The sequence below is a fragment of the Pelomonas cellulosilytica genome (genome assembly GCF_021353265.1).
GTDB lineage: Bacteria > Pseudomonadota > Gammaproteobacteria > Burkholderiales > Burkholderiaceae_C > Pelomonas > Pelomonas cellulosilytica.
In genome coordinates, this window is the sequence record NZ_JAJTWU010000003.1 from 777,223 (window position 1) to 803,272 (window position 26,050).

The window sequence follows — 26,050 nt, forward strand, 5'->3', positions numbered from 1 at the left end:
GCGAGCCGCGGCACGTGCTTCTGGGCTTTGTTGGCAGCACTGGCCGCACAGCCGGCGCTGGCGGACCTGCCGCTGTCCGGAACGTACGTCCCGGAACTCTCCGCGGTCGATTTGCTGATGCAGAACTCGATGGGCGTCTGGAATATTCCGGGTGCAACGCTGGCCATCACGCACGGCGGTTCGGTCATCTACGACCGCGGCTTTGGCTACAGCGATGCAGCGCTCAGCGTGCCGATGCAGGAGACGGCGCAGATGCGATTGGCGAGCGTTTCCAAGCCGATCACGGCCTCGGCAATCCAGCAGCTCGCCAAGGACGGCCGGCTCGGCCTGGACGACAGGGTGTTCAACATCAACGGCAACGGCGGCATCCTGAACGTCTCGCCGTACAACGGCACGCTGGGCGACGCTCGCCTGGCCGACATCACCGTGCGGGAACTGCTGCAGCACAAGGGCGGCTGGAACCGCGACACCGCCGGAGACCTGGCGTTCCGCGACGTGCAGATTGCCAGCGCCATGGGTTTGAAGAGCCCCCCGGGCATCGGCGCGACTGCCAGCTACATCCTCAGCCAGCCGCTGCAGTTTCAGCCTGGAACCTCGTCGGCCTACTCCAACATCGGCTACATGTTCCTTGGCATGGTGGTCGAGGCTCGTTCGGGGCAGGGCTACGAGAGCTATGTCGACAGCCATGTGCTGGCACATGCCGGAATCCCCGCCTGGGAGGTCGACGCCGGACGTACCTTCGCCGCGGACCAGAGTTCGCGAGAGCCGTCCTACAGCAGCCCTTACAAGTCCCCGAACGTCTTCGACCCGAGCGGACCTTACGTGTCTAACCCGTACGGGTCCTGGGACCAGGAGAAGGCGCTGGCGTTTGGTGGGCTGGTGGGCTCTGCCAAGGCCATCGCTCTACTTGCCGTGGATCGCATCGCCGCTGGCCCCGAGATCGGCACGCTGCGCGCCGACTACACGACCTACAAGGACTACGGGTGGTACCACACCGGCTCGCTCGACGGCACGGACACGTTGATGCTGCAGGCCAGCTGGAAGGACTGGACGTATTCCATCCTCTTCAACCAGCGGCCCGGCAATGGCTCCTATTCGGAGTCCTTGGTGAACAGCATGCAATCGATCCTCGAGGGGATCGGCAAATGGCCGGCGGCGCTGACGTATGCCGGCGACTTCACGGGTGATCAGTGGCTGAAGTCAGACGACATCAAGCTGTTCAAGGACGCCGTTGCTCTGGGAAGCAGTTCAGCCTTTGGTCTGGCTCACCCGGGCGCTCGCTATCTCGCGGGCGACTTCGACGGCAACGGCATCGTCAACGGACTGGACGTGGCGGGTTTCACCGGTGCGCTGGAACATGCCGGTGTACCGGCCGCCTTGATCTCCCAGGTGCCGGAGCCTGCCCCCGTGTCACTGGGCGTGGCGGGCGCCCTGTTGCTGATCTTCTGGTCGCGCCGGCGGACAAACGAAGCTCCGCGGTGACCGCTTCGCCAAGTCCGCGGATCGCAAGGGGCGGCCGGCCGGCCCCTCTAGCAGCTTGTCGTGGATGCCTCCGAAGCGCTGTGGCACATGAACAGCAGGTGATCGCTGCGCTTGGCTGCCCGATCGTTCATGAGGGTGGCCTCCGAAAGCGACAAAGCCCCGCAGTGCGGGGCTTTGTCTTGAGTGCCTAACGGGCGTGTCGATCAGGCCGCCGGCGTCGCGTTCCTAAGGCGGATGTGCAGCTCGCGCAGCTGCTTCTCGTCCACCAGCGACGGGGCACCCGTCAGCAAGTCTTGAGCGCGCTGGGTCTTGGGGAAGGCGATGACGTCGCGGATGGACTCGGCCTTGGTCATCAGCGTGACGAGACGGTCCAGACCGAAGGCCAGGCCGCCGTGCGGGGGTGCGCCGTACTGCAGCGCATCCAGCAGGAAGCCGAACTTGATGCGCTGGTCCTCGGCGCCAATGTTGAGCGCGTCGAACACCTTGGCCTGGACTTCGGCGCGGTGGATACGCACCGAGCCACCACCAAGCTCCCAGCCGTTGAGCACCATGTCGTAGGCCTTGGCCACGCACTTGCCCGGGTCGGTCGTCATGAAGTCCTCATGACCGTCCTTGGGCGCCGTGAACGGGTGGTGCACCGCGTTCCAGCGGTTGGCGTCGTCGTCGAACTCGAACATCGGGAAGTCGACCACCCACAGCGGCGCCCAGCGATCTTCGAACAGGCCGCTGGCCTTGCCGAACTCGCTGTGGCCGATTTTCAGGCGCAGCGCACCGATGGCATCGTTGACGACCTTGGCCTTGTCCGCGCCGAAGAACAGCAGGTCGCCGTCCTTGGCTCCGGTGCGCTTGAGCACCTCGGCAATGGCCTCGTCGTGCAGGTTCTTGACGATGGGCGACTGCAGGCCCTCACGGCCCTTGGCGACCTCATTGACCTTGACCCAGGCCAGACCCTTGGCGCCGTAGATCTTGACGAACTCCGTGTAGGCGTCGATCTCGCCACGGCTCATGGAGCCGCCGCCCGGCACGCGCAGCGCGACGACGCGGCCGCCCGGCGTCGTGGCCGGGCCCGAGAAGACCTTGAAGTCCACGGTGGTCATCGCGTCGGTCAGCTCGGTGAACTCGAGCTTCACGCGCAGGTCGGGCTTGTCGGAGCCGAAGCGGTGCATCGCCTCGGAGTACTTCATGACCGGGTAGTCACCCAGCTCGACGTTCATCGTCTTGCGGAAGACGTGGCGGATCATGCCCTCGAACATCGAGCGGATCTCTTCCTCGGTCAGGAACGAGGTCTCGATATCGATCTGCGTGAACTCAGGCTGGCGGTCAGCGCGCAGGTCCTCGTCGCGGAAGCACTTCGTGATCTGGTAGTAGCGGTCGAAGCCCGCGACCATCAGCAGCTGCTTGAACAGCTGGGGCGACTGCGGCAGCGCGAAGAAGTGGCCGTCGTGCACACGGCTGGGCACGAGGTAGTCGCGCGCGCCTTCGGGCGTGCTCTTGGTCAGCATCGGCGTTTCGATGTCGACGAAGCCGTGCTCGTCCAGGAACTTGCGCACTTCCATCGCGACGCGGTAGCGCAGCATCAGGTTGTTCTGCATGTAGGGACGGCGCAGGTCCAGCACCCGGTGCGTCAGGCGCGTCGTCTCGGACAGGTTGTCGTCGTCGAGCTGGAACGGCGGCGTGACGGACGGGTTCAGCACCTCGATCTCGTGGCACAAGATCTCGACCTTGCCGGAAACGAGGTTGGCGTTGTCGGTGCCGGCCGGGCGCGCACGCACCTTGCCGACGATCTTGAGACAGAACTCGTTGCGGACTTCTTCCGCCACCTTGAACATGTCGGGGCGGTCCGGGTCGCAGACGACCTGCACGAGACCTTCGCGGTCGCGCAGGTCGATGAAGATGACGCCGCCGTGGTCACGGCGGCGATGGGCCCAGCCCATCAGGGTCACGGTCTGGTCCAGCAGCTTCTCGCTGACTTGGCCGGCATAGCAGGTACGCATGGAGGTTCTCCGGAATTCTTGGCAGGGGTGTTCGGTGAGGCGCGGATGAGCTCGCTGGGCTCTCAGGATTGGGCGCCAGCCATGGCGCCCAACCCCGTCAATTTCGGCCGGGGAGCGCGGCGCCTTCGACGGGGGCGCCCGGATGCGGCAGCGGGGCGACAGTGCCCATCGAGATGATGTACTTCAGCGCTTCGTCCACCGTCATGTGCAGCGGCTTGATGTCGGCCGTCGGGACGATGAGGAAGAAACCCGACGTGGGGTTGGGCGTCGTCGGCACGTAAACACTGGTGTGCTCGCCGTCGAGATGGCAGGCGACTTCGCCGCTGGGCGTACCGGTCACGAAGGCGATGGTCCAGGACCCGGCGCGCGGGTATTGCACCAGAACGGCCTCGCGGAAGGCGTTGCCGCTGCTGGAGAACAGCGTGTCCGACACCTGCTTGACCGAGCTGTAGATGCTCTTGACGATGGGGATGTGGGACATCAGCCGGTCCCACTGCCGCAGCAGCCACTGGCCGAAGATGTTGGCCACGAAGACGCCCGTGACGAGCAGGCCGCCGGCCAGGATGACCACGCCTAGGCCCGGCACATGCCGCAGTTCCAGCAGCCCCTCGCGCAGCGAAGCCGGCACGATCAGCGACAGCGCCGTCAGCAGCGATGCGAAGACGCCGTTGATGACATCCAGCGCCTGCGACAGCACCCAGACGGTGATGGCAAGCGGCAGCCAGACCAGCAGGCCGGCAACGAGGTACTTGCGAAGTGAGGCGCCCACGTCGATCCGATTCAGTGGCAGGCGCAGGAGCCGCCGCACGCCGCGGACGGCGCGGCCGAGGACTCCGTCGAGCCGCCGCTGGCGGACTCGCTCTTGGCAGCGTCACCCTTCGCAGCTTCGCCCTTGGCCGGCTCGGCCGCGGGCGTCGATCCGCCCCCCGAGGCGGCGCCGGCGTTGCTTCCGCCGCGGAAGTCGGTCACGTACCAGCCCGAGCCCTTGAGCTGGAAGCCGGCGGCGGTGACCTGCTTGCCGAAGGCCTCGGCCCCGCAGGACGGACAGGTGGTTAGAGGTGCGTCAGAAAGCTTTTGCAGCACGTCCTTGGCATGGCCACAGGCGCTGCAGCGGTAGGCGTAGATCGGCATGGTGGTGCAAAAGAGTGGGCAAAGCCCGTGATTTTAGGGCCCCCGCGCCGACTTCAAGCCGCCTTCGTCAGCCGTGGGGCTGCAAATGATGGCTGACGTGCTCATGGCGGTTCGTCAGCACCTGCGGCGCGAGCGACCCGACGACCATGCCCAGGAGCGCCGCCAGCAGCCCGGCCAGTTGCCCCGGAAACAACTCACCCCAGGTCGTCACCTGCGGGAAGAAGACCACCCAGACCGCCACGCCGGCGCCGATGGAGAACACCGCGCCCTGCGTCGTCGCACGACCCCAGTACAGGCCGAACACCAGTGGAACGAAGGCCGCCACCAGCGTCACCTGGTAGGCGGCGCTGACCAGGTCGTAGATCGGCGTGCCTTGCAGCGCGATGGCGTAGGCCAGCACGGCGAAGGCGAAGATAACGAGGGTGACGCGCATCGCGACGAGTTGCTGCTTGTCGCTCATGCCCGGGCGGATCTGCTTGAGGATGTTTTCGACGAAGCTGGTGGTCGGCGCCAGCAGCGTGGCCGAGGACGTGCTCTTGATGGCCGACAGCAGCGCGCCGAAGAACAGGATCTGCATGAACAGCGGCATGTGGCCCATGACGAAGCTGGGCAACACGCGCTGGTAGTCGTTCTGCGCCAGCTCCAGCGCCTTGTCACCCATGACGGCCACGGCAGCCAGCACGATGAACATCGGCACGAAGGCAAACGCGATGTAGCTGAAGCCACCGATCATCGCGCCGGCCTGGGCGGTGCGGGCATCCTTGGCGGACATGACGCGCTGGAACACGTCCTGTTGCGGGATGGAGCCCAGCATCATCGTCAGGCCCGAGCCGATGAACATGGCCAGTTGCGTGAAGCTGGGTTCGGGCAGAAAGCGTCCGAGGTCGCGGCTTTTGGCCAGGTCCAGCACCTTGCCCGTGCCGCCGGCCAGGTCCGCCGCGAAGATGGCGATGATGCCCAGCCCGACGACCAGCACGATCATCTGGATGAAGTCCGTCCAGGCCACGGCCAGGAAGCCGCCGATGACAACGTAGACCAGCACGGCCAGCAGGCCGACGATCATGCCGGTCTGCGGACTCATCGCGCCGTCGGTCAGGATGTTGAAGACCAGGCCCAGCGCCGTCACCTGCGCAGCCACCCAGCCGAGATAGCTCAGGATGATGGCCAGCGAGCAGAAGATCTCGACACCCTTGCCGAAGCGCTGGCGGTAGAAGTCGCCGATGGTCAGCAGGTTCTTCTGGTACAGCTTGGCCGCGAAGAACGCGCCCACGAGCACGAGGCACAGGCCCGCACCGAACGGATCCTCGACAACCGCGTTCAAGCCCCCCTGCACGAACTTGGCCGGCAGGCCCATGACCGTCTCGGCGCCGAACCAGGTCGCGAACGTGGTCGTGATCACCATGACCAGCGGCAGGCTGCGGCCGGCGACGGCGAAGTCCGACGTGTTCTTGACCCGCGTGCCCGCCCAGACGCCGATGCCCAGCGTGCCGAGCAGGTAGAGCACGACGAAGACGATGAGCGTGGTGTTCATGGTGTCGAGGTAGCGAGGGGCCGGAAAAAGTGGCGCGGATTATGGAGTCGCCACGCCGGCGCTCGGTCAGTAGACGGGGGCCAGAAAGCGCAACGCCAGCCACGCAAGGGCGATGCCAAGCGCAAAGCCCGCAGCGCCCCACAACAGGCCCGACAGCAGCCGGTTCGTGCTGCGCAGCTCGCGCACCAGCGCACGCAGCTCAGCGCTTCCGCCATCGCGGCGAGCCTGCGACTTGAGCGCGTCATGCAGCAACCGCGGCAGCTCCGGCACCAACTGCGCAAAGCGCGGCGCTTCCTTCATCAGCTGCTTCTGGAACGCCGGCCAGCCGACCTGCTCGTTCATCCAGCGCTCCAGGAAGGGCTTGGCCGTGGCCCACAGGTCCAGTTCGGGGTCGAGCTGGCGGCCCAGCCCCTCCACATTGAGCAGCGTCTTCTGCAGCAGCACCAGTTGCGGCTGGATCTCGACGTTGAAGCGGCGCGACGTCTGGAACAGCCGCATCAGCACCTGCCCGAGCGAGATGTCCTTCAACGGCCGGTCGAAATGAGGCTCGCAGACGGCGCGGACGGCACTTTCCAGGGCATCGACCCGGGTTTCTGGCGGCACCCAGCCGGACGCGATGTGCAGCTCGGCCACCCGCTTGTAGTCACGCTGGAAGAAGGCGATGAAGTTTTGCGCCAGGTAGTCCTTGTCCACCTCGGTCAGCGTGCCGATGATGCCAAAGTCGAGCGCGATGTAGCGGCCGAAGGTCTCGGGCGCCAGGCTGACCTGGATGTTGCCGGGGTGCATGTCGGCATGGAAGAAGCCGTCGCGGAACACCTGGGTGAAGAAGATCGTCACGCCGTCGCGGGCGAGCTTCTTGATGTCGATGCCCGCCTCTTCCAGCACGGGGCGCTGCGAGATCGGCACGCCCTTCATGCGCTCCATGACGATGACCTGCGGGCTGCACAAGTCCCAGTGCATCTCCGGCACCATCACGAGGCCCAGCCCCTCCATGTTGCGGCGCAGCTGGGCGGCGTTTGCGGCCTCTCGGACGAGGTCCAGCTCGTCGTGCAGGTACATGTCGAACTCTGCGACGACCTCGCGCGGCTTCAGGCGCCGGCCGTCTACCGAGAAGCGCTCGATCCAAACGGCGAGTTGGCGCATCAACGCCAGATCGTCGTCGATGACGTCCAGCATGCCGGGGCGCAGCACCTTGACGGCGACCTCGCGGCCATCCTTCAGCGTCGCGAAATGGACCTGGGCGATGCTCGCGCTGGCCACCGGCTCCGCATCGAACGTGGCGAACAGCGCTTCCAGCGGCTGGCCGAACGCGCGCTCCACCATCTCACGCGACAGCGCCGCGGGAAACGGTGGCACCCGGTCCTGCAGCTTGGCCAACTCCAGTGCCACGTCAGCCGGCAGCAAGTCGCGCCGCGTCGACAGGACCTGCCCGAACTTCACAAAGATGGGGCCCAGGCGCTCCAAGGCGAGGCGCAGACGCACGCCGCGAGGCTCCTGCCAGCGGCGACCGAGCCGCGTGACACGCCTCAACACCTGAAAACGGCGGCGTTGCAGGCCGGACAGCGCCAGGTCATCGAGGCCGAAGCGCCAGATCGTCCAGAGGATGACCAGCAGCCGGGAAACGAACCTCATGCGCCGGTACCGGACGTCGACGGCGTCAGGCGCTGCGCCATGCCGGCCAGCGTGCGCCGGACAGCACGGGCGAACTGCCCCAGCTGACGCGCCGCCAGAGGCCCGACGATGCCGGCCAGGTCGTCTTCGACATCCCACCGCAGGTTGTCCATGAGCCAATGCATCTCGCCCGCGAACGCGGCATCCCCCTGCACGTGGACGCGAGGTGCCTCACCACTGAGCACGCCCAGCGCCAGGCGCGCGGGATTGGACGCGTCGAGCTCCACGCGCAGGCCCGCAGCGCCGGTCGACAACGCGTCAAACCGCTCGAACAAGCCGGCAGGCGTGACGATCAGTATCAAATCCGGTGCCGCAGGTAACAGCGTCGGCCATCCTTGCAGGTGAACCACCAGCTCCCGACCCGCCCAGGGCCGCAGCCGCTGAACGGCGATGGGCTCCCTAGACACGACATGGTTAATGAGCAGGACGAGGCGGTCCTGCAGAGCAGGCACCAACAGCGGCGACAGGGGGGGCATGGGCCAGGAAACAGGCATGCTCAAGATTGTAGGCAGCGGACCCTGAACAGGGGACGGACCCCGTCCAGTTGTCAAAATTGTTGGGAGAGAATCCCGGATCGGTTTTTGCAAGCCCTCTCCCATCAGGGCCAACTCCAATACCAAGATGTTCGAGGATCGCAGCTACAAGAGGACGTTCTACAGCGCGCCGCAGTCGGTCGAATCGCTGATCGCGGCCTTCCTCGAGCCCGGCATCATCGTCCTCACGTTCCTGGCCGTGAACGGCCATTTCGACGAGCCGATCCTGCGGCCCACGCTGACGCTGTGCCTGCTGGTCTTCGCGTTGACCTTTCCGGGCCGCAATCGCTTCAGCGAGCACCCCGCCAGCGCCATCGTCGACGTCGTGTCGTCCTGGCTGGTGCTGCTCGGCATCCTGCTGCTGTGCGGCTACGCGACGAACAGCCTGCACTACTTCGAAGACGAGGTGCTGATCTGGTGGGCGGTCATCACGCCCCTCCTGCAGATCGCGGCCGTTGAGGCGGGTCGCCGCGTGCAACGCTGGCGAGCCCGCGACCCGAGTGCCCGTCGTACCGCCGTCATCGTCGGCGCAGGCCCACTGGGCCACAAGGTGGCGCGAGCACTGCGCGACAGCCAGGGCGTCATCTGCCTGGGCTATTTCGATGACCGCAACCGTGAGCGGCTGCATCCGGACGCCGGCGCGGAGTTGCTGGGCACGCTGCCCAAGCTTAGCGAATTCGTCCGCGAGAAGGGTGTGCGGGAGGTGTACATCACTCTGCCGCTGGGTTCCCAGCCCCGCATTGTGGAACTGCTGGAACAGGTGCAAGGCACGACGGCGTCGTTGTTCTTCGTACCGGACGTGTTCGGCATCAGCATCATCCAGGGCCGCTTGCAGGATGTGTCCGGCGTGCCAGTCGTCGGCATCTGCGAAACGCCGTTCACCGGCACGAACCAGCTCGCCAAACGCATCAGCGACATTGTGCTGGCGTCCATCATCCTCGTGCTGATCTCGCCCATCCTGCTGGGGCTCGCAATCGGCGTGAAGCTGAGCTCGCCGGGTCCAATCATCTTCAAGCAGCGCCGCAACGGCCTGGATGGTGAGGAAATCATCGTCTACAAGTTCCGCTCGATGCGGACACAGGACAACGGCCCCGTCGTCAAGCAGGCGACCAAGGGCGACCCGCGCATCACACCGTTCGGCGCATTCATCCGCCGCACGTCACTGGACGAGCTGCCGCAGTTCATCAACGTACTGCAGGGCCGCATGAGCATCGTGGGGCCGCGGCCCCATGCCGTCGCGCACAACGAGGAATACCGCAAGCTCATCAAGGCCTACATGGTCCGACACAAGGTCAAGCCGGGCATCACCGGCTGGGCTCAGGTCAACGGGCTGCGCGGTGAGACCGAGACCGTGGACAAGATGGCCGCGCGTGTCGAATACGATCTGGAATACCTGCGCAACTGGTCGCTGGCCCTCGACATGCAGATCATCCTGCGGACAGTGAGGCTGGTGGTGTTCGACCGACATGCCTTTTAAGCCTCCTTTCTCGCAAGGCCGCGTGCCACTGGCCTTGGCTACCGCGCTCGCCGCACTCGCCGCTCCGGCCAGCGCCCAAACGGACGACACAGCGCCCTTCTACGCCGGCGGCTCGCTGGGCGTCACGCGCGTGTCCAACGTCTACCGCCAGGCGACAGATGCCAAGGACGACAGCGTCACCAGCGTCGGCCTTCTGGCGGGGCTGGACCAGCGCTACGGCCGCCAACATGTGACGCTGGACGGCTCCCTGCAACAGAACCGGTATTCAACCAACCAGGACCTGAATTACCGGTCCCACAGCCTGCGCGCGGCGCTCAACTGGCAAACGGTGGGCGATCTGTCGGGTGTCCTGAGCGCCAAGTCGGACCAGTCGCTCGCGGATTTCAACCTCGGCGCCGGGGTCAATCCCGTGCTGAAGAAGAACATCGAGACCAACGACGAGTACCAGGCCACCGCACGCCTCGGCCTCGCGACGCGGTACATACTGGAAGCAGGCTGGAACCATCGAAGCCGCAACTTCTCGGCGGAGGAGTACGACCGCTTTGTCTACCGGCAGGATACTGGCTCATTGGGCCTCTACGCGACGCCAGCCGGAAATGTGAAGCTGGGCTTGGCGGTGCGCCACACCAAAGGCCAGAACCCGCGATATCCGGTGGGCGTGGCACTGCAACCTGATCCTTTAGACCCCACCAAACCGCAGTTGGTGGTTGTTTCCCAACCCAACGACTACTCTCGCAACGACGTTGACTTCACGACGCGCTGGGCTGTCGGTGGCCACAGCACCGTGAACACCCGCATCAGCCGCAGCCGAACGAAGAACTCGCTAGACGATATTTTGCGCGACTTCAGCGGCACGACCGGTTCGGTGGGCTGGAACTGGGACGTCTCCCGCAAACTGCAACTCAGCCTCCAGTACTCTCGCGATACCGGTCAAGAGAGCGTTGTTCGCAGTGCCGACCTGAATCGCGTTTACACATCGTGGCAGCTCACCAGCAATTACGAGGTGACCGGCAAGATCAGTCTGAACGCCAATGCGAGCAGCCGTAAAGGGCGGCGCACCAGTTCGACGGGCGCTGTCGTACCGGATGCCATTGACAACACCGACTCCTACGGCTTGGGCTTGCGCTGGGCCTTCTCGCGGTCGCTGATCCTGTCGTGCCAGTACGACCACGTGAACCGCGACAACAGCGTGCCGCAATACGTCTTCAACGCCAGCAGCTACGGCTGCAACGGGCAAGCAATCCTTTACTGATGACCGTCGTCCTCCTCACTGGTGCCACCGGCTACATCGCCTCCCACACCTGGCTGGCTCTCCAGCACGCCGGCTTCCGCGTCGTCGGCATCGACAACTTCTCCAACAGTTCGCCCAAGGTACTGGAGCGGCTGGCAGAGCTCGCTCCGGCAGCGATCGAGTTTGAAACCGGCGACGTCTGCGACAGCGCTCGCATGAACGAGGTCTTCGACCGCCACCGCCCCGCCGCGGTCGTTCACTTCGCCGCCTTCAAGGCCGTCGGCGAATCTGTCAATCAGCCGTTGGCCTACTACCGCAACAACCTGGGCGGCCTGGTCAACACCTGCGAGACGATGAAGCGCCACGGCTGCTCCCGCATCGTCTTCAGCTCTAGCGCTACGGTCTACGGCGCACCCGAGCAGTTGCCCCTGCGCGAGGATGCCGCCACGTCCGCCACCAACCCCTATGGCGCAACCAAGCTGATGGGCGAGCAGATCCTGCGCGACATAGGCGTGGCCGACCCGAGCTGGCAGACGGCCTGCCTGCGTTACTTCAACCCCGTCGGGGCGCATGAAAGTGGTCGTATCGGCGAAGACCCGCGCGGTACACCGAACAATCTAATGCCCTACGTCGCCCAGGTCGCCGTCGGCCGTCGCGCCAAGCTATCGGTTTTCGGGGACGACTACCCGACTCCGGACGGCACCGGCGTACGGGACTATATCCACGTCACCGACCTCGCCGAAGGCCATGTCGCCGCGCTGCGCTGGCTCCTCGACAATGCTGGCTCGCTGACGGTCAACCTCGGCACGGGCCAGGGCTACAGCGTTCTGGACCTCGTCCGCGCCTATGAGGCGGCCAGCGGCCGCAGCATCCCCTACGAGATTGTCGCCCGCCGCGCCGGTGACGTGGCGGCCTGCTGGGCAGACCCGGCACTGGCTCGCGAGTTGCTTGGCTGGGAGGCCAAGTTGAATCTGGCTCGCATGTGCGAGGACAGCTGGCGGTGGCAACACACAAATCCTCAAGGTTTCAACTGAAGAAAAGCAGAAGCTTGATGCCTTCCGACAAGACTTCGATCCTGCCCGTCATCATGGCCGGCGGTTCAGGCACTCGCCTGTGGCCGCTGTCGCGCGCTGGTTATCCCAAGCAATTCCTCGTGCTGTCCGGCAACGAAAGCCTGTTCCAGTTGGCGGCGCGCCGTCTGGCCGATCTGGCTGCGCCCGATTTCGATGTGAGCGCGCCCTGCATCGTCGGCAATGACGAGCACCGCTTCCTCGTGCTGGATCAGCTGCGCGAAATCCGCCAGGAGCCCAGCAGCGTGCTGCTGGAGCCGAAGGGCCGAAACACGGCGCCGGCGCTGACGCTGGCCGCGCTGGCGGCGCTCGAAGGCGGCGACGATCCGGTCCTCGTCGTCACGCCGGCGGACCAGACCGTGACCGACGCCGCGGCCTTCAAGGCTGCGCTGCAGGACGCTGTTCGCATCGCCGCTGAAGGCGCCATCACCATTCTGGGCATCACACCCGACCGGCCCGAAACCGGCTACGGCTATGTCCGAACCCAGGCCGAGGCCGGCGGTTTGGCCGTGGCCCAGTTCGTCGAGAAGCCCAACCTCGAGACCGCACAGCGCTACCTTGCCGAGGGTGGCTACTACTGGAACAGCGGCATGTTCGTCCTGCGTGCCAGTGTCTGGGTGAAGGCGCTGGAGCGCTTCCGCCCGGACATCCTGGCCGCCACTCGCGCTGCCTGGGACGCCCGCAAGACCGATGACAAGTTTGTGCGCCCGGGCAAGGCCGAATTCGCGGCGGTGCCTAGTGAGTCCGTGGACTACGCCGTCATGGAGCGCTGCCCCGGCACGGACATCCCGCTGCGAATGGTGGCGCTGGATGCCGGCTGGAACGACCTCGGCGCCTGGGAGGCCGTCTGGCAGGTCGCCGAGAAGGACGAGGCCGGCAACGCCTTCGTTGGCGATGCGCTGATCGCCGACAGCAGGAACACGCTGGTGCATGCAACCAGCCGCTTGGTGGGTGTTGTGGGCCTGACCGATATCGTTGTCGTCGAGACGGCGGACGCGGTGCTAGTGAGCGACCGCGCCCGCAGTCAAGAGGTCAAGCAGATCGTCAACCGCCTGGGCGCGGAGCAGCGCGGCGAACAGGCTTTGCACCGCAAGGTCCATCGCCCCTGGGGCTGGTACGACAGCATCGACAACGGTCCGCGCCACCAGGTCAAGCGCATCATGGTCAAGCCCGGTGCTTCCTTGAGCCTGCAGATGCACCACCACCGCGCCGAGCACTGGATCGTCGTCAGTGGCACCGCCGAGATCGTCAACGGCGACAAGACCATCCTGCTGACCGAAAACCAGTCGACCTACATCCCTCTGGGCCAGACTCACCGTCTGGCCAACCCGGGCAAGGTGCCGCTGGAGATCATCGAGGTCCAGTCCGGCTCCTACCTCGGCGAGGACGACATCGTCCGTTTTGAAGATACCTACGGCAGGACCTGAACCATGACCATCCTCGTCACCGGCGGCGCCGGCTTCATCGGCAGCAACTTCGTGCTGGACTGGCTGCGCCAGTCCGATGAACCCGTCGTCAATCTCGACGCACTGACCTACGCCGGTAACCCCGAGAACCTGGCCTCTCTCGATGGCGACGCCCGCCACATCTTCGTCAAGGGCGACATCTGCGATCGCGCCCTCGTCGACACGCTGCTGTCGGCGCACAAGCCGCGTGCCATCGTCCACTTCGCGGCGGAGAGCCATGTGGACCGATCCATCCACGGGCCGGGCGCCTTCATCAAGACCAACGTGGACGGCACCTTCACGCTGCTGGAAGCCGCCCGGGCCTACTGGGGCGCGCTCGAAGGTGACGCCAAGGCTGCGTTTCGCTTCCACCATGTCTCGACCGACGAGGTCTACGGTTCCTTGACGCCGGCCGACCCGCCCTTCGCCGAGACCAACCCCTACGAGCCTAACAGTCCCTACTCGGCCAGCAAGGCCGCCAGCGACCATCTCGTGCGCGCCTGGCATCACACCTACGGGCTGCCTGTCGTCACGACCAACTGCTCCAACAACTACGGGCCCTATCACTTCCCTGAGAAGCTGATCCCGCTGATGATCGTCAACGCACTGGCCGGCAAGCCACTGCCCGTCTACGGCGATGGTCAGCAGATCCGTGACTGGCTGTTCGTGACCGACCACTGCAGCGGCATCCGCGCCGTGCTGGCCGGCGGCAAGCTGGGCGAGACCTACAACATCGGCGGCTGGAACGAGAAGGCCAACATCGACATCGTCAAGACGGTCTGCGCGCTGCTTGACGAGCTCAAGCCCTCGGCCGAAGGCCCCTACTCTCGCCTGATCACCTACGTGAAAGACCGCCCGGGCCACGATCGCCGTTACGCCATCGACGCCCGCAAGATCGAGCGCGAACTGGGCTGGCGCCCGGCCGAGACCTTCGAGACCGGCATCCGCAAAACCGTGCAGTGGTACCTCGACCATCCCGAGTGGGTCGCCCGCGTCCAGAGCGGCGCCTACAAGGACTGGGTCTCCAAGCAATACAACGGCTGAGCCATGAAGATTCTTCTGCTCGGCAAAGGCGGCCAGGTCGGCTGGGAACTGCAGCGCTCGCTGGCCCCCTTAGGCGACGTCGTTGCGCTGGACTTCGACGACGGCGGCGACTTCACGCAGCCCGAGAAGCTGCTCGCCCGCGTGCAGGCCATCGCGCCTCAGGTAATCGTCAATGCCGCGGCCCACACTGCCGTCGACAAGGCCGAGAGCGAGCCGGAGCTTGCGCGCCAGATCAACGCCAAGACGCCCGCCCTGCTCGCCATTGAGGCCAAGCGCCTGGGCGCGCTGTTCGTGCACTACTCCACCGACTACGTCTTCGACGGCAGCGGTGACCAGCCGCGTGACGAGGAAGCCCCCATCGCGCCGCTGAGCGTCTACGGTGCGACCAAGGCCGAAGGCGAGGACGCCATCCGCGCCAGTGGCTGCCAGCACCTGGTTCTGCGCACCAGTTGGGTTTATGCGGCTCGGGGCGGCAACTTCGCCAAGACCATGCTGCGGCTGGCCGCTGAGCGCGACCAGCTGAAGGTCATCGCCGACCAGATCGGTGCGCCGACCGGCGCGGACCTGCTGGCCGACCTGACGGCCCACATGCTGCGCGCCGCCCGCGTAAATCCGGCCCTGACCGGCACCTATCACGCGGTGGCCGGCGGAGAGACGAGCTGGCATGAGTACGCCCGCTTCGTCATCGAATTCGCACGCGCGCAAGGGAAGCCTGTGAAGGTGGCCACGGACCAGGTCCTGCCCATCCCCACCAGCGACTACCCCACGCCCGCCAAACGCCCGCTGAACTCCCGCCTGTCAACCGGCAAGCTGCAGCAGCGCTTCGGCCTGGCGCTGCCCACCTGGCAACAGGGCGTCGAACGCATGCTTACCGAGATCCTCTGAAAGGCCTGCCATGAAGAACCGCAAGGGCATCATCCTCGCCGGGGGTTCCGGCACCCGCCTGCACCCTGCCACGCTGGCTGTCAGCAAGCAGTTGCTGCCGGTCTACGACAAGCCGATGGTGTACTACCCACTGAGCACCCTGATGCTGGCTGGGATCCGTGACATCCTCGTCATCAGCACGCCGCAGGACACGCCGCGCTTCGAAGCCCTGTTGGGCGACGGCGCCCGCTGGGGGCTGAACATCAGCTACTGCGTGCAGCCGAGTCCCGACGGCCTCGCCCAGGCCTTCATCCTCGGCCGCGAGTTCATTGGCGGCGCGCCCAGCGCGCTGGTGCTCGGCGACAACATCTACTACGGGCACGACTTCGCCGCCCTGCTGCACAACGCGACGAACCAGACCACTGGCGCGAGCGTGTTTGCTTATCACGTGCACGACCCGGAACGCTACGGCGTCGTCGAGTTCGACGCGCAGCAACGCGCGCTGTCGATCGAAGAAAAGCCCAAGGCGCCCAAGAGCAACTACGCTGTCACGGGGCTGTACTTCTACGACGAGCAGGTCTGCGACATCGCGGCGAACATCAAGCCCAGCCCGCGCGGCGAGCTCGAGATCACCGACGTCAATGCGCAGTACCTGAAACAAGGTCAGCTCAGCGTCGAGATCATGGGCCGCGGCTACGCCTGGCTGGACACCGGCACCCACGACAGCCTGCTCGAAGCCGGCCAGTTCATCGCCACGCTGGAAAAGCGCCAGGGCCTCAAGGTCGCCTGCCCGGAGGAAATCGCCTACCGTGCCGGCTGGATCGATGCCGCACAGCTGGAGGTGCTCGCCAAGCCGTTGGCCAAGAACGGCTATGGCCAGTACCTGCAGAAGCTGCTGACCGAGAAGGCCTTCTGACATGCTGTTGAAGCTGACCCCCACGGCGCTGCCGGAAGTGCTCATCGTCGAGCCCAAGGTCTTCGGCGACGCGCGTGGCTTCTTCACCGAAAGCTGGAACGAAGCCCGTTTCAACGAAGGCCTGGGCTACGACGTGCACTTCGTGCAGGACAACCACTCCCGCTCGTCGCGTGGCGTGCTGCGTGGCCTGCACTACCAGCTCGATCCGCATGCGCAGGGCAAGCTGGTGCGTTGCGTCAACGGCGCCGTCTTTGACGTGGCTGTCGACATGCGCCGCTCCAGCGCCAATTTCGGCAAATGGGTCGGCGTGGAGCTGACCGCCGAGAACCAGCGCCAGCTGTGGATTCCGCCGGGCTTCGCTCACGGATTCGTCGTCCTCAGTGAGACGGCCGACTTCCTCTACAAGACCAGCGGCCGCTACGCCCCGGAATGCGAAGGCGCCGTACGTTGGGATGACCCCGCTGTCGGTATCGACTGGCCTCTGGACCGGCTCCTGGGCGTCGCTCCGCAGCTGTCGGCCAAGGATGTGGCCGCACCCCTGCTGGCAGACGCGAAGACCTTCGCCTGACACCACCTGCTCCATGCAAAACGCCCTCCAACGGAGGGCGTTTTGCTTCGCTGCGTGAGCTGCGATCAGGCGCGGGCATCGCCCCAGCGCAACGGCCGGGCCTCGTCGCCCACGTAGCTCACCTCGCCGGCGCGGTTCACGCAGTACTGGGGCGACATCACCATCTCGCTCACCGTCATGCCTTCGCCGACGCGCGTGTGTTCGAACAGGACCGAACGCTCGACCGTGCAGCCCGCGCGCAGGTGCGAGCCATGGCCGATCCACGTCGGGCCAATGACGCGGGCGCCCTTCTCGATGCAAACGTTGGAGCCGATGTAGACCGGGCCCTCGATATGCACCGAGTCCCAATCGACGGACGTGTTCAGGCCGGTCCACACCTGCGGACGCACCTGGCGCCCCGGCACGTGCATTTGCGCCACCTCACCGGCCAGCACGCGCTGGGTGACGGCCCAGTAGTCGGTCAGGCGACCGATGTCGATCCAGTTGAACGGACGGTTTTGCGCGTAAAACGGCAGGCCCTTCTCCACGAGCAGCGGGAACAACTGGCTGCCGATGTCGAACTCCTTGCCCGGCGGGATCAGGTCCAGCACCTCGGGCTCGAAAATGTAGATGCCGGTCGAAGCCAGCGTGCTCAGCGCCTCGGCGGGCTTGGGCTTCTCCTGGAAGGACGTCACGCGGCCATCCGGATCCGCCACGACGATGCCGTAGTTCTTGGTGTCCTCGCGAGGCACGTCCAGCGTCACAACGGTGGCGATAGCGCCCTTGGCCTTGTGCTCGGCGATGGCAGCTGTGATGTCCATGTCGATGATGGCGTCACCGCACAGCACCAGGAAGGTCTCGTCGAAGAAGCCGCCGAAGTCCTGGATCTTGCGCATGCCGCCGGCGGAGCCGACCGGCTTGCACACCACCTCACCCTGCTCGCGCACTCCCTCGTAGGAGTAGCCCAGCTCGACGCCCCAGCGCTGGCCGTTGCCGAAGTAGTTTTCGATCTTCCAGTGCAGGAAGGCCACGTTCACCATGATCTGCTTCACGCCATGCTGCGCGAGCAGTTCGACGAGGTACTCCATCACCGGCTTGCCGAGGATGGGCACCATCGGCTTGGGCGTGAACTTGGTCAACGGACGGACGCGGGTGCCTTGGCCGGCGGCCAGGATCATTGCTTTGGTCATATGCAGTACTCGGTTATTCGTTGGAACGCTCAGGAGACAAGCAAAGTTCAAGCCGACTGCGCGGCTCAAGACGCCGCTGGGCGGCCGATGCCGTGATGCTCGATGCCGAGCGTCTTCATCAGCTTGGGTTCGTAGAGGTTGCGGCCATCGAAGACGACCGGCGCCTTCAGCGCGGCCTTGATGCCGTCGAAGTCGGGCGTGCGGAACTCTTTCCACTCGGTCACGATCAGCAGTGCATCGGCGCCTTGCAGTGCTGCCTCGGCGCGCTGCACGAGAGTCACGTCGTCACGGGCGCCGAGCACGCGGGCCGTCTCGGGCATGGAAACCGGGTCATAGGCGGCCAGCGTCGCGCCGCGCTTCGTGAGCTCGTCGATGATGACCAGCGAAGGCGCCTCGCGCATGTCGTCGGTGTTGGGCTTGAAGGCCAGGCCCCAGATCGCGAAGCGCCGACCCTTGAGATCATCGCCGAAGCGTTCCACCACCTTGTCCACCAGCACACGCTTCTGGCGCTCGTTGGCCTCTTCCACGGCCGTCAGCACCTTCAGCGGGATGCCGGCATCCGACGCTGCCTTGACCAGCGCCTTCACATCCTTCGGGAAGCAGGAGCCACCGTAGCCCGCGCCTGCGTACAGGAACTGGTAGCCGATGCGCGGATCGCTGCCAATGCCGCGGCGCACCAGCTCGATGTCGGCGCCGACCTTCTCTGCCAACAGCGCCAGCTCGTTCATGAAGCTGATACGCGTGGCCAGCATCGCGTTGGCGGCGTACTTCGTGAACTCGGCGCTGCGCACATCCATGACCAGCATGCGGTCTTGCGTGCGGTTGAACGGCGCATAGAGCGCGCGCATCAGCAGCGTCGCCTGCTCGTCGTCCGAGCCCACGATGATGCGGTCAGGCTTCATGAAGTCGTCGACCGCCGCCCCTTCCTTCAGGAACTCGGGGTTGGAGACCACCGCATAGGCCATGTCGCCCAGCCCGCGCTTCACCAGCTCTTCCTTGACCGCAGCGCGCACCTTGTCGGCCGTGCCAACCGGCACCGTGCTCTTGTCGACGATGACCTTGTAATCCGTCATGCGCTGGCCGATGGAGCGCGCGGCAGCCACAACATATTGCAGGTCGGCCGAGCCGTCCTCATCCGGAGGCGTACCGACACCGATGAAGAGAATGGTGCCGTGCTTTACCGCCATGTCCACGTCGGTCGTGAACTGCAGACGGCCAGCGGCGACGTTGCGACGCACCACTTCGAGCAGGCCAGGCTCGTGGATGGGGATCTCACCGTCATTGAGGATGCGGATCTTCTCGGGGTTCACATCCAGGCAAACCACGTGGTTGCCCATCTCGGCCAGGCAGGCGCCGGTGACAAGACCGACGTAACCGGTGCCGATGGCGGTGACTTTCATGCTGTGTCCTTGCTCAGAATCGGTTCACGCGTTTGTAACTCAGGGGCGTGACAGCGCCGTGGAGGTCAGACCTTGTAGTAGTCCCGATACCAGGCGACAAAGCGCTGGATGCCTTCTGGTACTGGCATGGCAGGCCGAAAGCCCGTCCACGCGGCCAGTTCTTCCACATCCGCGTGCGTAGCCGGCACGTCGCCATCCTGAAGCGGCATGAAGTTCTTCACGGCCTCCCGACCCACGGCCTGCTCGATGGCTTGGATAAAGCTCATCAGCTGAATGGGCGCGTGGTTGCCGATGTTGAACACGCGATACGGCGCGCTCGACCGTGCGGGGTCGGCCTGATCCGGGTCGTAGCCTGGATCGGCTGTCGCCGCGCGATCCAGCACCCGAACGACACCTTCGGCGATGTCGTCGATGTAAGTGAAGTCGCGAATCATCTTGCCGTGGTTGAACACGTTGATGGGGCGCCCCTCGATGGTGGCCTTGGTGAACAGGAAGAGCGCCATGTCGGGCCGGCCCCATGGCCCGTAAACCGTGAAGAAGCGCAGGCCCGTCGTTGGCAACCCAAAAAGGTGCGAGTAGGTGTGCGCCATCAGCTCGTTCGCCTTCTTCGTCGCGGCGTACAGACTGATCGGATGGTCCACGCTGTGATGCTCTGAGAACGGCATCAGCGTGTTGCCGCCGTAGACGCTGGAGCTAGACGCGTAGGCCAGGTGCTCCACGCCGTTATGGCGGCAGCCTTCGAGGATGTTCGTGAAACCGACGATGTTGCTGTCGATGTAGGCGTGCGGGTTCTCGATGGAGTAGCGCACACCGGCCTGAGCGGCCAAATGGACAACGCGGTCAAAGCGGTGCTCCGCAAAAAGCTTGGCCACGCCTTCGCGGTCGGCCACGTCCATCTTGACGAACGTGAAACCCGGCTTCGCCTGCAGCCTCGCGAGCCGGTCATTTTTGAGCTGTGGCGAGTAGTAGTCGTTGAGGTTGTCCAGCCCAACAACTTGATCACCACGTGCCAACAGCAGTTGACTCACGTGCATGCCGATGAAGCCGGCTGCGCCTGTCACAAGAACTTTCACTCGATATCCCCGTGCTTCGAAATCATTCGGGATTCTCCTCTATGCGTGACGTATTCCGGCTCCCAAAGCCCGCAGCTGAGGGGCTCCGCGCATCCCGTGGATTAGTGGTGTCGCGTGTCGTGGTGTAACCCTTCTTGGGCCCGTGATTCCCATCACATCGCATGCCTCGCGCCCCAACACGTTACAGGGCCCATCGCCTACATTGATCGCACTGGCTCGCTGCCCAGTCCGCTGCCCGCTCTATGTGGCGCACACCGTTGTTCCTCGTGCCCCATCCTCACCCATGCAACCACTGCACACCGCCTCGCGCCTAGTCATCTCATTGATTGTGGCCGCCACGACAGCTTCGCTCACCGCTTGCGGCGGCGGAGGCAGCGCCGGTGGCGCGACCTCGGCGCCCACGATCGCTGCCGCACCAACACCCACCACCGGAAGCGCCGACAACGGCGCTGCCGGCACCCCGAACACCACGGCAGCAACGCCGATCGACACCGGCGTTAGCAGCGCGGCAGCCGACGTGTCGGCAACCGAAGTCATCCCAACCGCGCAGGCGTTTGCCGGCACCGATGCTCCGTCTCCTGTGCTCACCGTCCGCGCACGCGCTGACGTGGCGGGAGGCGTCGGCGCCATGATGACGCTGCGCATCGATGGCCAGGTGGTCGGCACCGTGGAGGTCAAGTCCACCACACCGGACGACTACAAGTTCACGACGCCCACGCTCAAGGCTGGCTCGAAGCTCGATCTCGTCTTCACCAATGACGGGGCGGTCGATGGCGTCGACCGTAACCTGCACATCATTGCGCTGAGCGACGGCGTATGGACAATCCTCCCGACCATCAGCGGTTCCGTCGTTGACCGCGGTCCGCGCAGCCTCGCCTTCGATGGCGTCGACACCATTCCCGGCCAGGGAGACCTCTTTGTCGACAGTGCGCTGAGGCTCACCTGGCCTGGCAGCGCCGTCGATACGCAATGGGGCGCCAAGGTCGACGCCGTCCGTTTCCTGGAACAGGCCAGTTTTGGCCCCACGGCGGACGACGTCAACAAGGTCGTCAAGGATGGCTATTCCAGCTGGATCACGGCCCAGCTCACGCTGCCCTACACACGCGACTTCTTCGATCACGTCCAGGCCAAGTACGCACTCGGAGACGCCTATCGCCCGAAAGGGGCCAACTACACCCCGTTCTGGGTCTCACAAAAGTTCTGGGAACGCGCCGCGCGCGCCCCGGACCAGTTGCGTCAGCGCGTGGCATTCGCCCTCCACCAAATCTTCATGGTGTCGCAGGCGGATCTCAACCTCTACGCCCACGGCCGCGCCTATGCGCAGTACGTCGACCTACTGCACAAGCATGCGTTCGGCAACTACCGCAATCTTCTGGAGGACATGGCGCTGACGCCAAGCATGGGCATCTACCTCTCGCACATGCGCAACCGCAAGGAAGATCCGGCGACCGGCCGCATGCCCGACGAGAACTTCGCCCGCGAGATCATGCAGCTGTTCTCCATCGGCCTGTACGAACTCAACAATGATGGCTCCCTGAAGCGCGACGCCAACGGCAACCCGATCGAGACGTACACCACCGCCGACGTAATGGCCATGGCCAAGGTGTTCACCGGCTGGAGTTGGGCCTACCCCGACGCGCAGTTGAACGAAAGCACCTTCCGGTACAGCACGCCAAGCGTCACCGCCGCCAACGACTACCAAATCGACTTCCTGCCGATGAAGGCCTACCCGGGCCAGCACTCCACCGCCGAGAAGCGGCTGTTCACCGGCAAGTCCTGGGCCGTCACGCTGCCGGGCGGCAGCACTGCACAGTCCGACCTCAAGGCTGCGCTCGACGCTCTGTTCAACCATCCCAACGTCGGCCCGTTCGTCACCCGCCAGCTCATCCAGCACCTCGTCACGAGCAACCCCAGCCCGGCGTACATCAATCGCGTCGCCACCGTGTTCAACAACAACGGACAGGGCGTGCGCGGCGACCTGGGTGCCGTGGTGAAAGCCATCCTTCTCGACACCGAAGCACGCAGCACCCCGACGGCCGACTTCGGCAAGCTGCGGGAGCCGGTGCTGCGGCTGGCACACTGGATGCGCGCCATGGGCGCCCAATCCGTCAGCGGCCAGTACTTGATGCAGGATACGCTTGAGTCGCAAGGTCAACGTGCCCTGTTCGCGCCCTCCGTATTCGGCTACGTCCGCCCTGGCTACATCCCGCCCAATACCGCTTTCAGCACGCGCGGCGCTACGGCACCCGAGTTCCAGATCGTCAATGAATCCACGGTGGCGATCTGGCTCAATGCGGTGGAAAACCTCGTGACGACCGGCGTCGGCACTAACAGCGATGTTTCGAGCACGTACGCCAATCAAATCGGGATGGCCAGCTACACGAACCTCGCCACTTTGCCTGACCACCTCAACCTGATGCTGCTGGGCGGGCGCATGACGCCCGCGCTGCGGCAACAGATCCTGGACATCATGTCCCAGATCAACATCACCGGCACCGATGCCGCCAAGCGGCGCGCGCAGGCCGCGCTGTTCCTCACCCTCGCCTCCCCAGAGTTCGTCTTCCAACCCTGATTGCCATGGCCACCAACACTTCTCGACGTTCCTTTCTAACTGCCGCGGGCGGCCTGGCGGCGTCCGGCCTCGGCCGCTTTGGCACCCCGCTGGCCATGCATCTGGCTGGTATCGGAGCACTGGCCTCAAGCCAGGCGGCCGCGGCCACCACCAACGACGGCTACAAGGCCATCGTCTGCCTGTTCATGCAAGGCGGCAACGACAGCCACAACTGGATCGTTCCCACCGACAGCACCAACTACACCAGCTACGCCGCGGCACGACGCGAGCTTGCCGTGCCCACCAACAAGCTCGTCGGCATGACCGCCGCGGGGCAAGCCAGCGGCCGCAGCTTCGGCATGCCGCAGGAACTCGCGCCGCTGCTGGCCCGCTACGAGGCCGGGCAGTGCGCCGTCATCGCCAACGTCGGCACGCTGGTTCGCCCCATAACCAAGGCCGAGTACGCCGCCGGAGTCGGCCTGCCCTCCAAGCTGTACTCGCACAACGACCAGCAGGCGATGTGGCAGTCCCTCCAGCCGGAAGGCGCGCCCACCGGCTGGGGCGGCCGCATGGGCGACGTGCTAATGGCCGCTAACCAGCAGCCCGTCTTCACCGCCATTTCCACCAATGGCAACGCCGTTTTCCTTAGCGGCTCCAAGGTCAACCAGTACCAGTTGGGGATGAACGGCCCGGTCGCCATCAACCCGGCGATGGACGGCACCCATGCGGGCAGCACTGCGGTGCCCGGCGCACTGAGGAGCATGCTGGCCAGCACGAGCAGCCCTAATGATTTCCAGGCGGAATACCTCAAGGTCGTGCAGCGCTCGCTGACCACCACGAGCACCCTTCAACCCGCATTGGCCGCATCGGGTGTCGCGGTGCTGCCCAATGTCGCCGTGACGCTGCCCGATGGCAGCACGCTGAACCTGGCGAATGAACCCTTGGCCAAGCAACTGCGCGTCGTAGCCCAAATGGTGGCCGCAGCGCCCCGGCTGGGCCTGCAGCGGCAGGTATTCATGATCACTGTCAGCGGCTTCGATGCCCACGCTTTCCAGATGCGCGACCAGCCCGCCAACATGGCGCGCGTGGCCCAGTCCATTGACTGGTTTATGAGCGCCCTCCAAGGTGTCGGCATGGTCAACAATGTCACTCTGTTCACCGCAAGCGACTTCGGCCGCACGTTGGTCAGCAACGGTGACGGCTCCGACCACGGCTGGGGTAGCCACCACTTCGTCGTCGGCGGCGCGGTCAAGGGCAAGAAGATCTACGGCGACTTTCCGGTCACCGCGCTGGGCACCACCACCGACGTCGGCTCGGGACGCCTGCTCCCGGGCATCGGCGTGACCCAGCTGGCCAACAGCCTCGGCACCTGGATGGGACTGAGCCTCACGGAACGTCAGATCGTGCTGCCCAACCTCTCCAACTTTGGCGCTGGGCCAACTATTTTTGGCTGAACGAGCCGTCCGTCGCGTCGCTACCCATTCTCAGTCGACCTTCTGAGCAGCATGACCGGTGCAAGGTCACCTGACTTTGAACAGGGCCCAGCTGCGAACAGGAACATGATCACATGGGACCCAACAGTTAGGGATAGGCAAGCCCATTTACAGCGCCCAAAGTCTATTTGGAAGATCAGAGGATGAGCGTCGACATTGGGAGGTCAACCTCGATATAAAGGAGCTCGCATGTCTACGCGCCGCGTTGGGGCTATTCCGATTGCAGTTTTGATTTTAAGAATCACTACTTTGATGGCGCTGATCATGCCGCCAAACTGCAATGCGTTTGACTTGTTCGTAGATGGCTTATCGGGTACCGTAAATCGTTACGATGGAAGTACTGGAGCTCCTGCGCCGTCGGCCAATCAGCCGTCCGGAACTGCCTATTTTGCAGTGGTCCCAGGTATTGCGCAAGGCATCGCGTTTGGCTCTGACAACGAGTTGTATGTCTCTAGCTATGGAGACAACGCGGTTCTGCGATTTGACAGTGCCTCAGGGCAGTTGCTGGGAAAGTTTGCTGCAGTAACAAACCCCTCACATCTCGCATTTGGCAAGGACGGTAGTCTTTTTGCGTTAAGTGGAGGCAGTGTTGTCTTGCGCTTCAGTGCACAAGGCAAATTCTTGCAATCCTTTAGCTCGCCAGAATTAACCGATTTGCGCATGCTTAAAATCGGCGCGAATGGCAATCTGTATGTAACCAATGGCGCTTCCAGGGGGCATCCAGGACTATTTGGCTTTGACGCCTCAACAGGATCTTTCCTCGGAGACTTTATCACCTCGGGTGCGCTTGCAAACCCATCCGGTTTTGCGTTCGGGCCGGACGGCGATCTGTATGTTGCCGACTCAAATCCTCAGAATGGCAATCCTTTTGGAATACTTCGCTACAACGGACAAACAGGGGCGTTCAAGAGTCTCTTTGTCGGAGCTGGAGTGGTTTCAATACCGGATTTAGTCTTCGGTCCGGATGGAAATATCTATATAGCGGGCAATAACAATAACAATATATTAAGGTATGACGGCGATACTGGAGTCTTGATCGATGAATTTGTACCTCCTGAGTCGGGCCGCCTTGACGCGCCCCTATCCTTGGTCTTTGGGCCGCCCTCAGTACCAGAACCCGTCAGCTCATTACTGTTCTTTGGCGGACTGTTGCTAGTCGTGCATTTGTTCCGTAGATCGCACGGTCGCGAGGCTATGACAGCGAGTTCGTCTTGTGGATCGCCGGCGCCCAACCAATCCACCGAACTCAAGTCCAACCTCGGCTAGAATATTCACCCATAAGTAGTCGGCCCTGCAAAACGCTCACAACCCGCATGAACACTGGTGATGCGGGGTGAATGCCGATGGTCAGAACTCCCAGAATCAAATTCAATGACTATTGATTTCTGGGAGTTCTGGAGGGCAGGC

Annotated in this window: 21 protein-coding genes; 12 read left to right on the plus strand and 9 right to left on the minus strand. The window is 64.4% G+C overall.

Annotated elements, in window-relative coordinates; translation table 11 throughout:
• Positions 1-30: 30 nt before the first annotated feature.
• Complete coding sequence (locus LXT13_RS11030) at positions 31-1,482, plus strand: serine hydrolase domain-containing protein (protein WP_233371963.1); 1,452 nt, start codon at positions 31-33, stop codon at positions 1,480-1,482.
• A 203-nt stretch (positions 1,483-1,685) separates the two neighbouring features.
• On the opposite strand, the gene aspS is transcribed toward LXT13_RS11030, so the two are convergent.
• The 6 genes from aspS to LXT13_RS11060 all read right to left on the minus strand — a co-directional run bounded on the left by aspS (position 1,686) and on the right by LXT13_RS11060 (position 8,285).
• Positions 1,686-3,476: an aspartate--tRNA ligase gene (gene aspS / locus LXT13_RS11035; protein WP_233371964.1), complete on the minus strand. Its 1,791-nt coding sequence runs from the start codon at positions 3,474-3,476 to the stop codon at positions 1,686-1,688.
• Between the two features lie 97 nt (positions 3,477-3,573).
• A complete protein-coding gene (locus LXT13_RS11040) occupies positions 3,574-4,245 on the minus strand; it encodes a DUF502 domain-containing protein (protein WP_233371965.1) in 672 nt (223 codons plus the stop codon).
• Positions 4,246-4,256: 11 nt separating this feature from the next.
• Entirely contained in the window at positions 4,257-4,607 is a 351-nt protein-coding gene (locus tag LXT13_RS11045; protein ID WP_233371966.1) for an FmdB family zinc ribbon protein, read from the minus strand.
• Positions 4,608-4,674: 67 nt separating this feature from the next.
• Entirely contained in the window at positions 4,675-6,138 is a 1,464-nt protein-coding gene (locus LXT13_RS11050) for a high affinity choline transporter 1 (protein ID WP_233371967.1), read from the minus strand.
• Positions 6,139-6,204: 66 nt separating this feature from the next.
• Entirely contained in the window at positions 6,205-7,770 is a 1,566-nt protein-coding gene (gene ubiB / locus LXT13_RS11055) for a ubiquinone biosynthesis regulatory protein kinase UbiB (RefSeq protein ID WP_233371968.1), read from the minus strand.
• Entirely contained in the window at positions 7,767-8,285 is a 519-nt protein-coding gene (locus tag LXT13_RS11060) for a hypothetical protein (protein WP_233371969.1), read from the minus strand. Before LXT13_RS11060 ends, ubiB begins: the two co-directional genes overlap by 4 nt.
• Before the next feature lie 145 nt (positions 8,286-8,430).
• Between LXT13_RS11060 and LXT13_RS11065 the strand changes: the two genes are divergently transcribed.
• Genes LXT13_RS11065 through rfbC form a run of 8 tightly spaced genes read left to right on the plus strand, consistent with a single transcriptional unit; the run spans position 8,431 to position 16,957 of the window.
• Positions 8,431-9,819 carry an undecaprenyl-phosphate glucose phosphotransferase gene (locus LXT13_RS11065; protein WP_233371970.1) on the plus strand — a complete coding sequence of 463 codons (1,389 nt, stop codon included), beginning with the start codon at positions 8,431-8,433 and terminating at the stop codon, positions 9,817-9,819.
• Positions 9,820-9,841: 22 nt separating this feature from the next.
• Entirely contained in the window at positions 9,842-11,071 is a 1,230-nt protein-coding gene (locus LXT13_RS11070) for a hypothetical protein (protein WP_233371971.1), read from the plus strand.
• Entirely contained in the window at positions 11,068-12,084 is a 1,017-nt protein-coding gene (gene galE / locus LXT13_RS11075) for a UDP-glucose 4-epimerase GalE (protein ID WP_233372003.1), read from the plus strand. Before LXT13_RS11070 ends, galE begins: the two co-directional genes overlap by 4 nt.
• 17 nt (positions 12,085-12,101) lie before the next feature.
• Entirely contained in the window at positions 12,102-13,547 is a 1,446-nt protein-coding gene (locus LXT13_RS11080; protein WP_233371972.1) for a mannose-1-phosphate guanylyltransferase/mannose-6-phosphate isomerase, read from the plus strand.
• Positions 13,548-13,550: 3 nt separating this feature from the next.
• Positions 13,551-14,609 carry a dTDP-glucose 4,6-dehydratase gene (rfbB, locus tag LXT13_RS11085; RefSeq protein WP_233371973.1) on the plus strand — a complete coding sequence of 353 codons (1,059 nt, stop codon included), beginning with the start codon at positions 13,551-13,553 and terminating at the stop codon, positions 14,607-14,609.
• A 3-nt stretch (positions 14,610-14,612) separates the two neighbouring features.
• On the plus strand, positions 14,613-15,494 hold the full coding sequence (gene rfbD, locus LXT13_RS11090; protein WP_233371974.1) for a dTDP-4-dehydrorhamnose reductase: 882 nt from the start codon (positions 14,613-14,615) through the stop codon (positions 15,492-15,494).
• A gap of 10 nt (positions 15,495-15,504) precedes the next feature.
• Positions 15,505-16,389 carry a glucose-1-phosphate thymidylyltransferase RfbA gene (rfbA, locus tag LXT13_RS11095; protein ID WP_233371975.1) on the plus strand — a complete coding sequence of 295 codons (885 nt, stop codon included), beginning with the start codon at positions 15,505-15,507 and terminating at the stop codon, positions 16,387-16,389.
• A 1-nt stretch (position 16,390) separates the two neighbouring features.
• Positions 16,391-16,957 carry a dTDP-4-dehydrorhamnose 3,5-epimerase gene (gene rfbC / locus LXT13_RS11100; protein ID WP_233371976.1) on the plus strand — a complete coding sequence of 189 codons (567 nt, stop codon included), beginning with the start codon at positions 16,391-16,393 and terminating at the stop codon, positions 16,955-16,957.
• 65 nt (positions 16,958-17,022) lie between these two features.
• Here rfbC and LXT13_RS11105 read toward each other — a convergent pair whose 3' ends face one another.
• The 3 genes from LXT13_RS11105 to LXT13_RS11115 all read right to left on the minus strand — a co-directional run bounded on the left by LXT13_RS11105 (position 17,023) and on the right by LXT13_RS11115 (position 20,599).
• Entirely contained in the window at positions 17,023-18,126 is a 1,104-nt protein-coding gene (locus LXT13_RS11105) for a nucleotidyltransferase family protein (RefSeq protein ID WP_233371977.1), read from the minus strand.
• 65 nt (positions 18,127-18,191) lie between these two features.
• Positions 18,192-19,526: a UDP-glucose dehydrogenase family protein gene (locus LXT13_RS11110; protein ID WP_233371978.1), complete on the minus strand. Its 1,335-nt coding sequence runs from the start codon at positions 19,524-19,526 to the stop codon at positions 18,192-18,194.
• 65 nt (positions 19,527-19,591) lie between these two features.
• Positions 19,592-20,599, minus strand: coding sequence for an NAD-dependent epimerase (locus LXT13_RS11115; RefSeq protein WP_349254833.1), 1,008 nt, complete (start codon positions 20,597-20,599; stop codon positions 19,592-19,594).
• A gap of 283 nt (positions 20,600-20,882) precedes the next feature.
• On the opposite strand from LXT13_RS11115, the gene LXT13_RS11120 reads away from it, so the two are divergent.
• The 3 genes from LXT13_RS11120 (at position 20,883) to LXT13_RS11130 (ending at position 25,909) form a co-directional block, all read left to right on the plus strand.
• Positions 20,883-23,171, plus strand: coding sequence for a DUF1800 family protein (locus LXT13_RS11120; protein WP_233371979.1), 2,289 nt, complete (start codon positions 20,883-20,885; stop codon positions 23,169-23,171).
• A gap of 5 nt (positions 23,172-23,176) precedes the next feature.
• Entirely contained in the window at positions 23,177-24,604 is a 1,428-nt protein-coding gene (locus LXT13_RS11125) for a DUF1501 domain-containing protein (protein WP_233371980.1), read from the plus strand.
• Positions 24,605-24,832: 228 nt separating this feature from the next.
• On the plus strand, positions 24,833-25,909 hold the full coding sequence (locus LXT13_RS11130; RefSeq protein ID WP_233371981.1) for a Vgb family protein: 1,077 nt from the start codon (positions 24,833-24,835) through the stop codon (positions 25,907-25,909).
• Positions 25,910-26,050 lie beyond the last annotated feature (141 nt).

Excerpts from the sequence above, each read along its gene's own strand:
- aspS (WP_233371964.1), bottom strand. The coding sequence starts at position 3,476 with ATGCGTACCTGCTATGCCGGCCAAGTCAGCGAGAAGCTGCTGGACCAG.
- LXT13_RS11045 (WP_233371966.1), bottom strand. The coding sequence starts at position 4,607 with ATGCCGATCTACGCCTACCGCTGCAGCGCCTGTGGCCATGCCAAGGAC.
- LXT13_RS11050 (WP_233371967.1), bottom strand. The coding sequence starts at position 6,138 with ATGAACACCACGCTCATCGTCTTCGTCGTGCTCTACCTGCTCGGCACG.
- ubiB (WP_233371968.1), bottom strand. The coding sequence starts at position 7,770 with ATGAGGTTCGTTTCCCGGCTGCTGGTCATCCTCTGGACGATCTGGCGC.
- LXT13_RS11060 (WP_233371969.1), bottom strand. The coding sequence starts at position 8,285 with ATGCCCCCCCTGTCGCCGCTGTTGGTGCCTGCTCTGCAGGACCGCCTC.
- LXT13_RS11065 (WP_233371970.1), top strand. The coding sequence starts at position 8,431 with ATGTTCGAGGATCGCAGCTACAAGAGGACGTTCTACAGCGCGCCGCAG.
- LXT13_RS11080 (WP_233371972.1), top strand. The coding sequence starts at position 12,102 with ATGCCTTCCGACAAGACTTCGATCCTGCCCGTCATCATGGCCGGCGGT.
- rfbB (WP_233371973.1), top strand. The coding sequence starts at position 13,551 with ATGACCATCCTCGTCACCGGCGGCGCCGGCTTCATCGGCAGCAACTTC.
- rfbD (WP_233371974.1), top strand. The coding sequence starts at position 14,613 with ATGAAGATTCTTCTGCTCGGCAAAGGCGGCCAGGTCGGCTGGGAACTG.
- rfbA (WP_233371975.1), top strand. The coding sequence starts at position 15,505 with ATGAAGAACCGCAAGGGCATCATCCTCGCCGGGGGTTCCGGCACCCGC.
- rfbC (WP_233371976.1), top strand. The coding sequence starts at position 16,391 with ATGCTGTTGAAGCTGACCCCCACGGCGCTGCCGGAAGTGCTCATCGTC.
- LXT13_RS11105 (WP_233371977.1), bottom strand. The coding sequence starts at position 18,126 with ATGACCAAAGCAATGATCCTGGCCGCCGGCCAAGGCACCCGCGTCCGT.
- LXT13_RS11110 (WP_233371978.1), bottom strand. The coding sequence starts at position 19,526 with ATGAAAGTCACCGCCATCGGCACCGGTTACGTCGGTCTTGTCACCGGC.
- LXT13_RS11120 (WP_233371979.1), top strand. The coding sequence starts at position 20,883 with ATGCAACCACTGCACACCGCCTCGCGCCTAGTCATCTCATTGATTGTG.
- LXT13_RS11125 (WP_233371980.1), top strand. The coding sequence starts at position 23,177 with ATGGCCACCAACACTTCTCGACGTTCCTTTCTAACTGCCGCGGGCGGC.
- LXT13_RS11130 (WP_233371981.1), top strand. The coding sequence starts at position 24,833 with ATGTCTACGCGCCGCGTTGGGGCTATTCCGATTGCAGTTTTGATTTTA.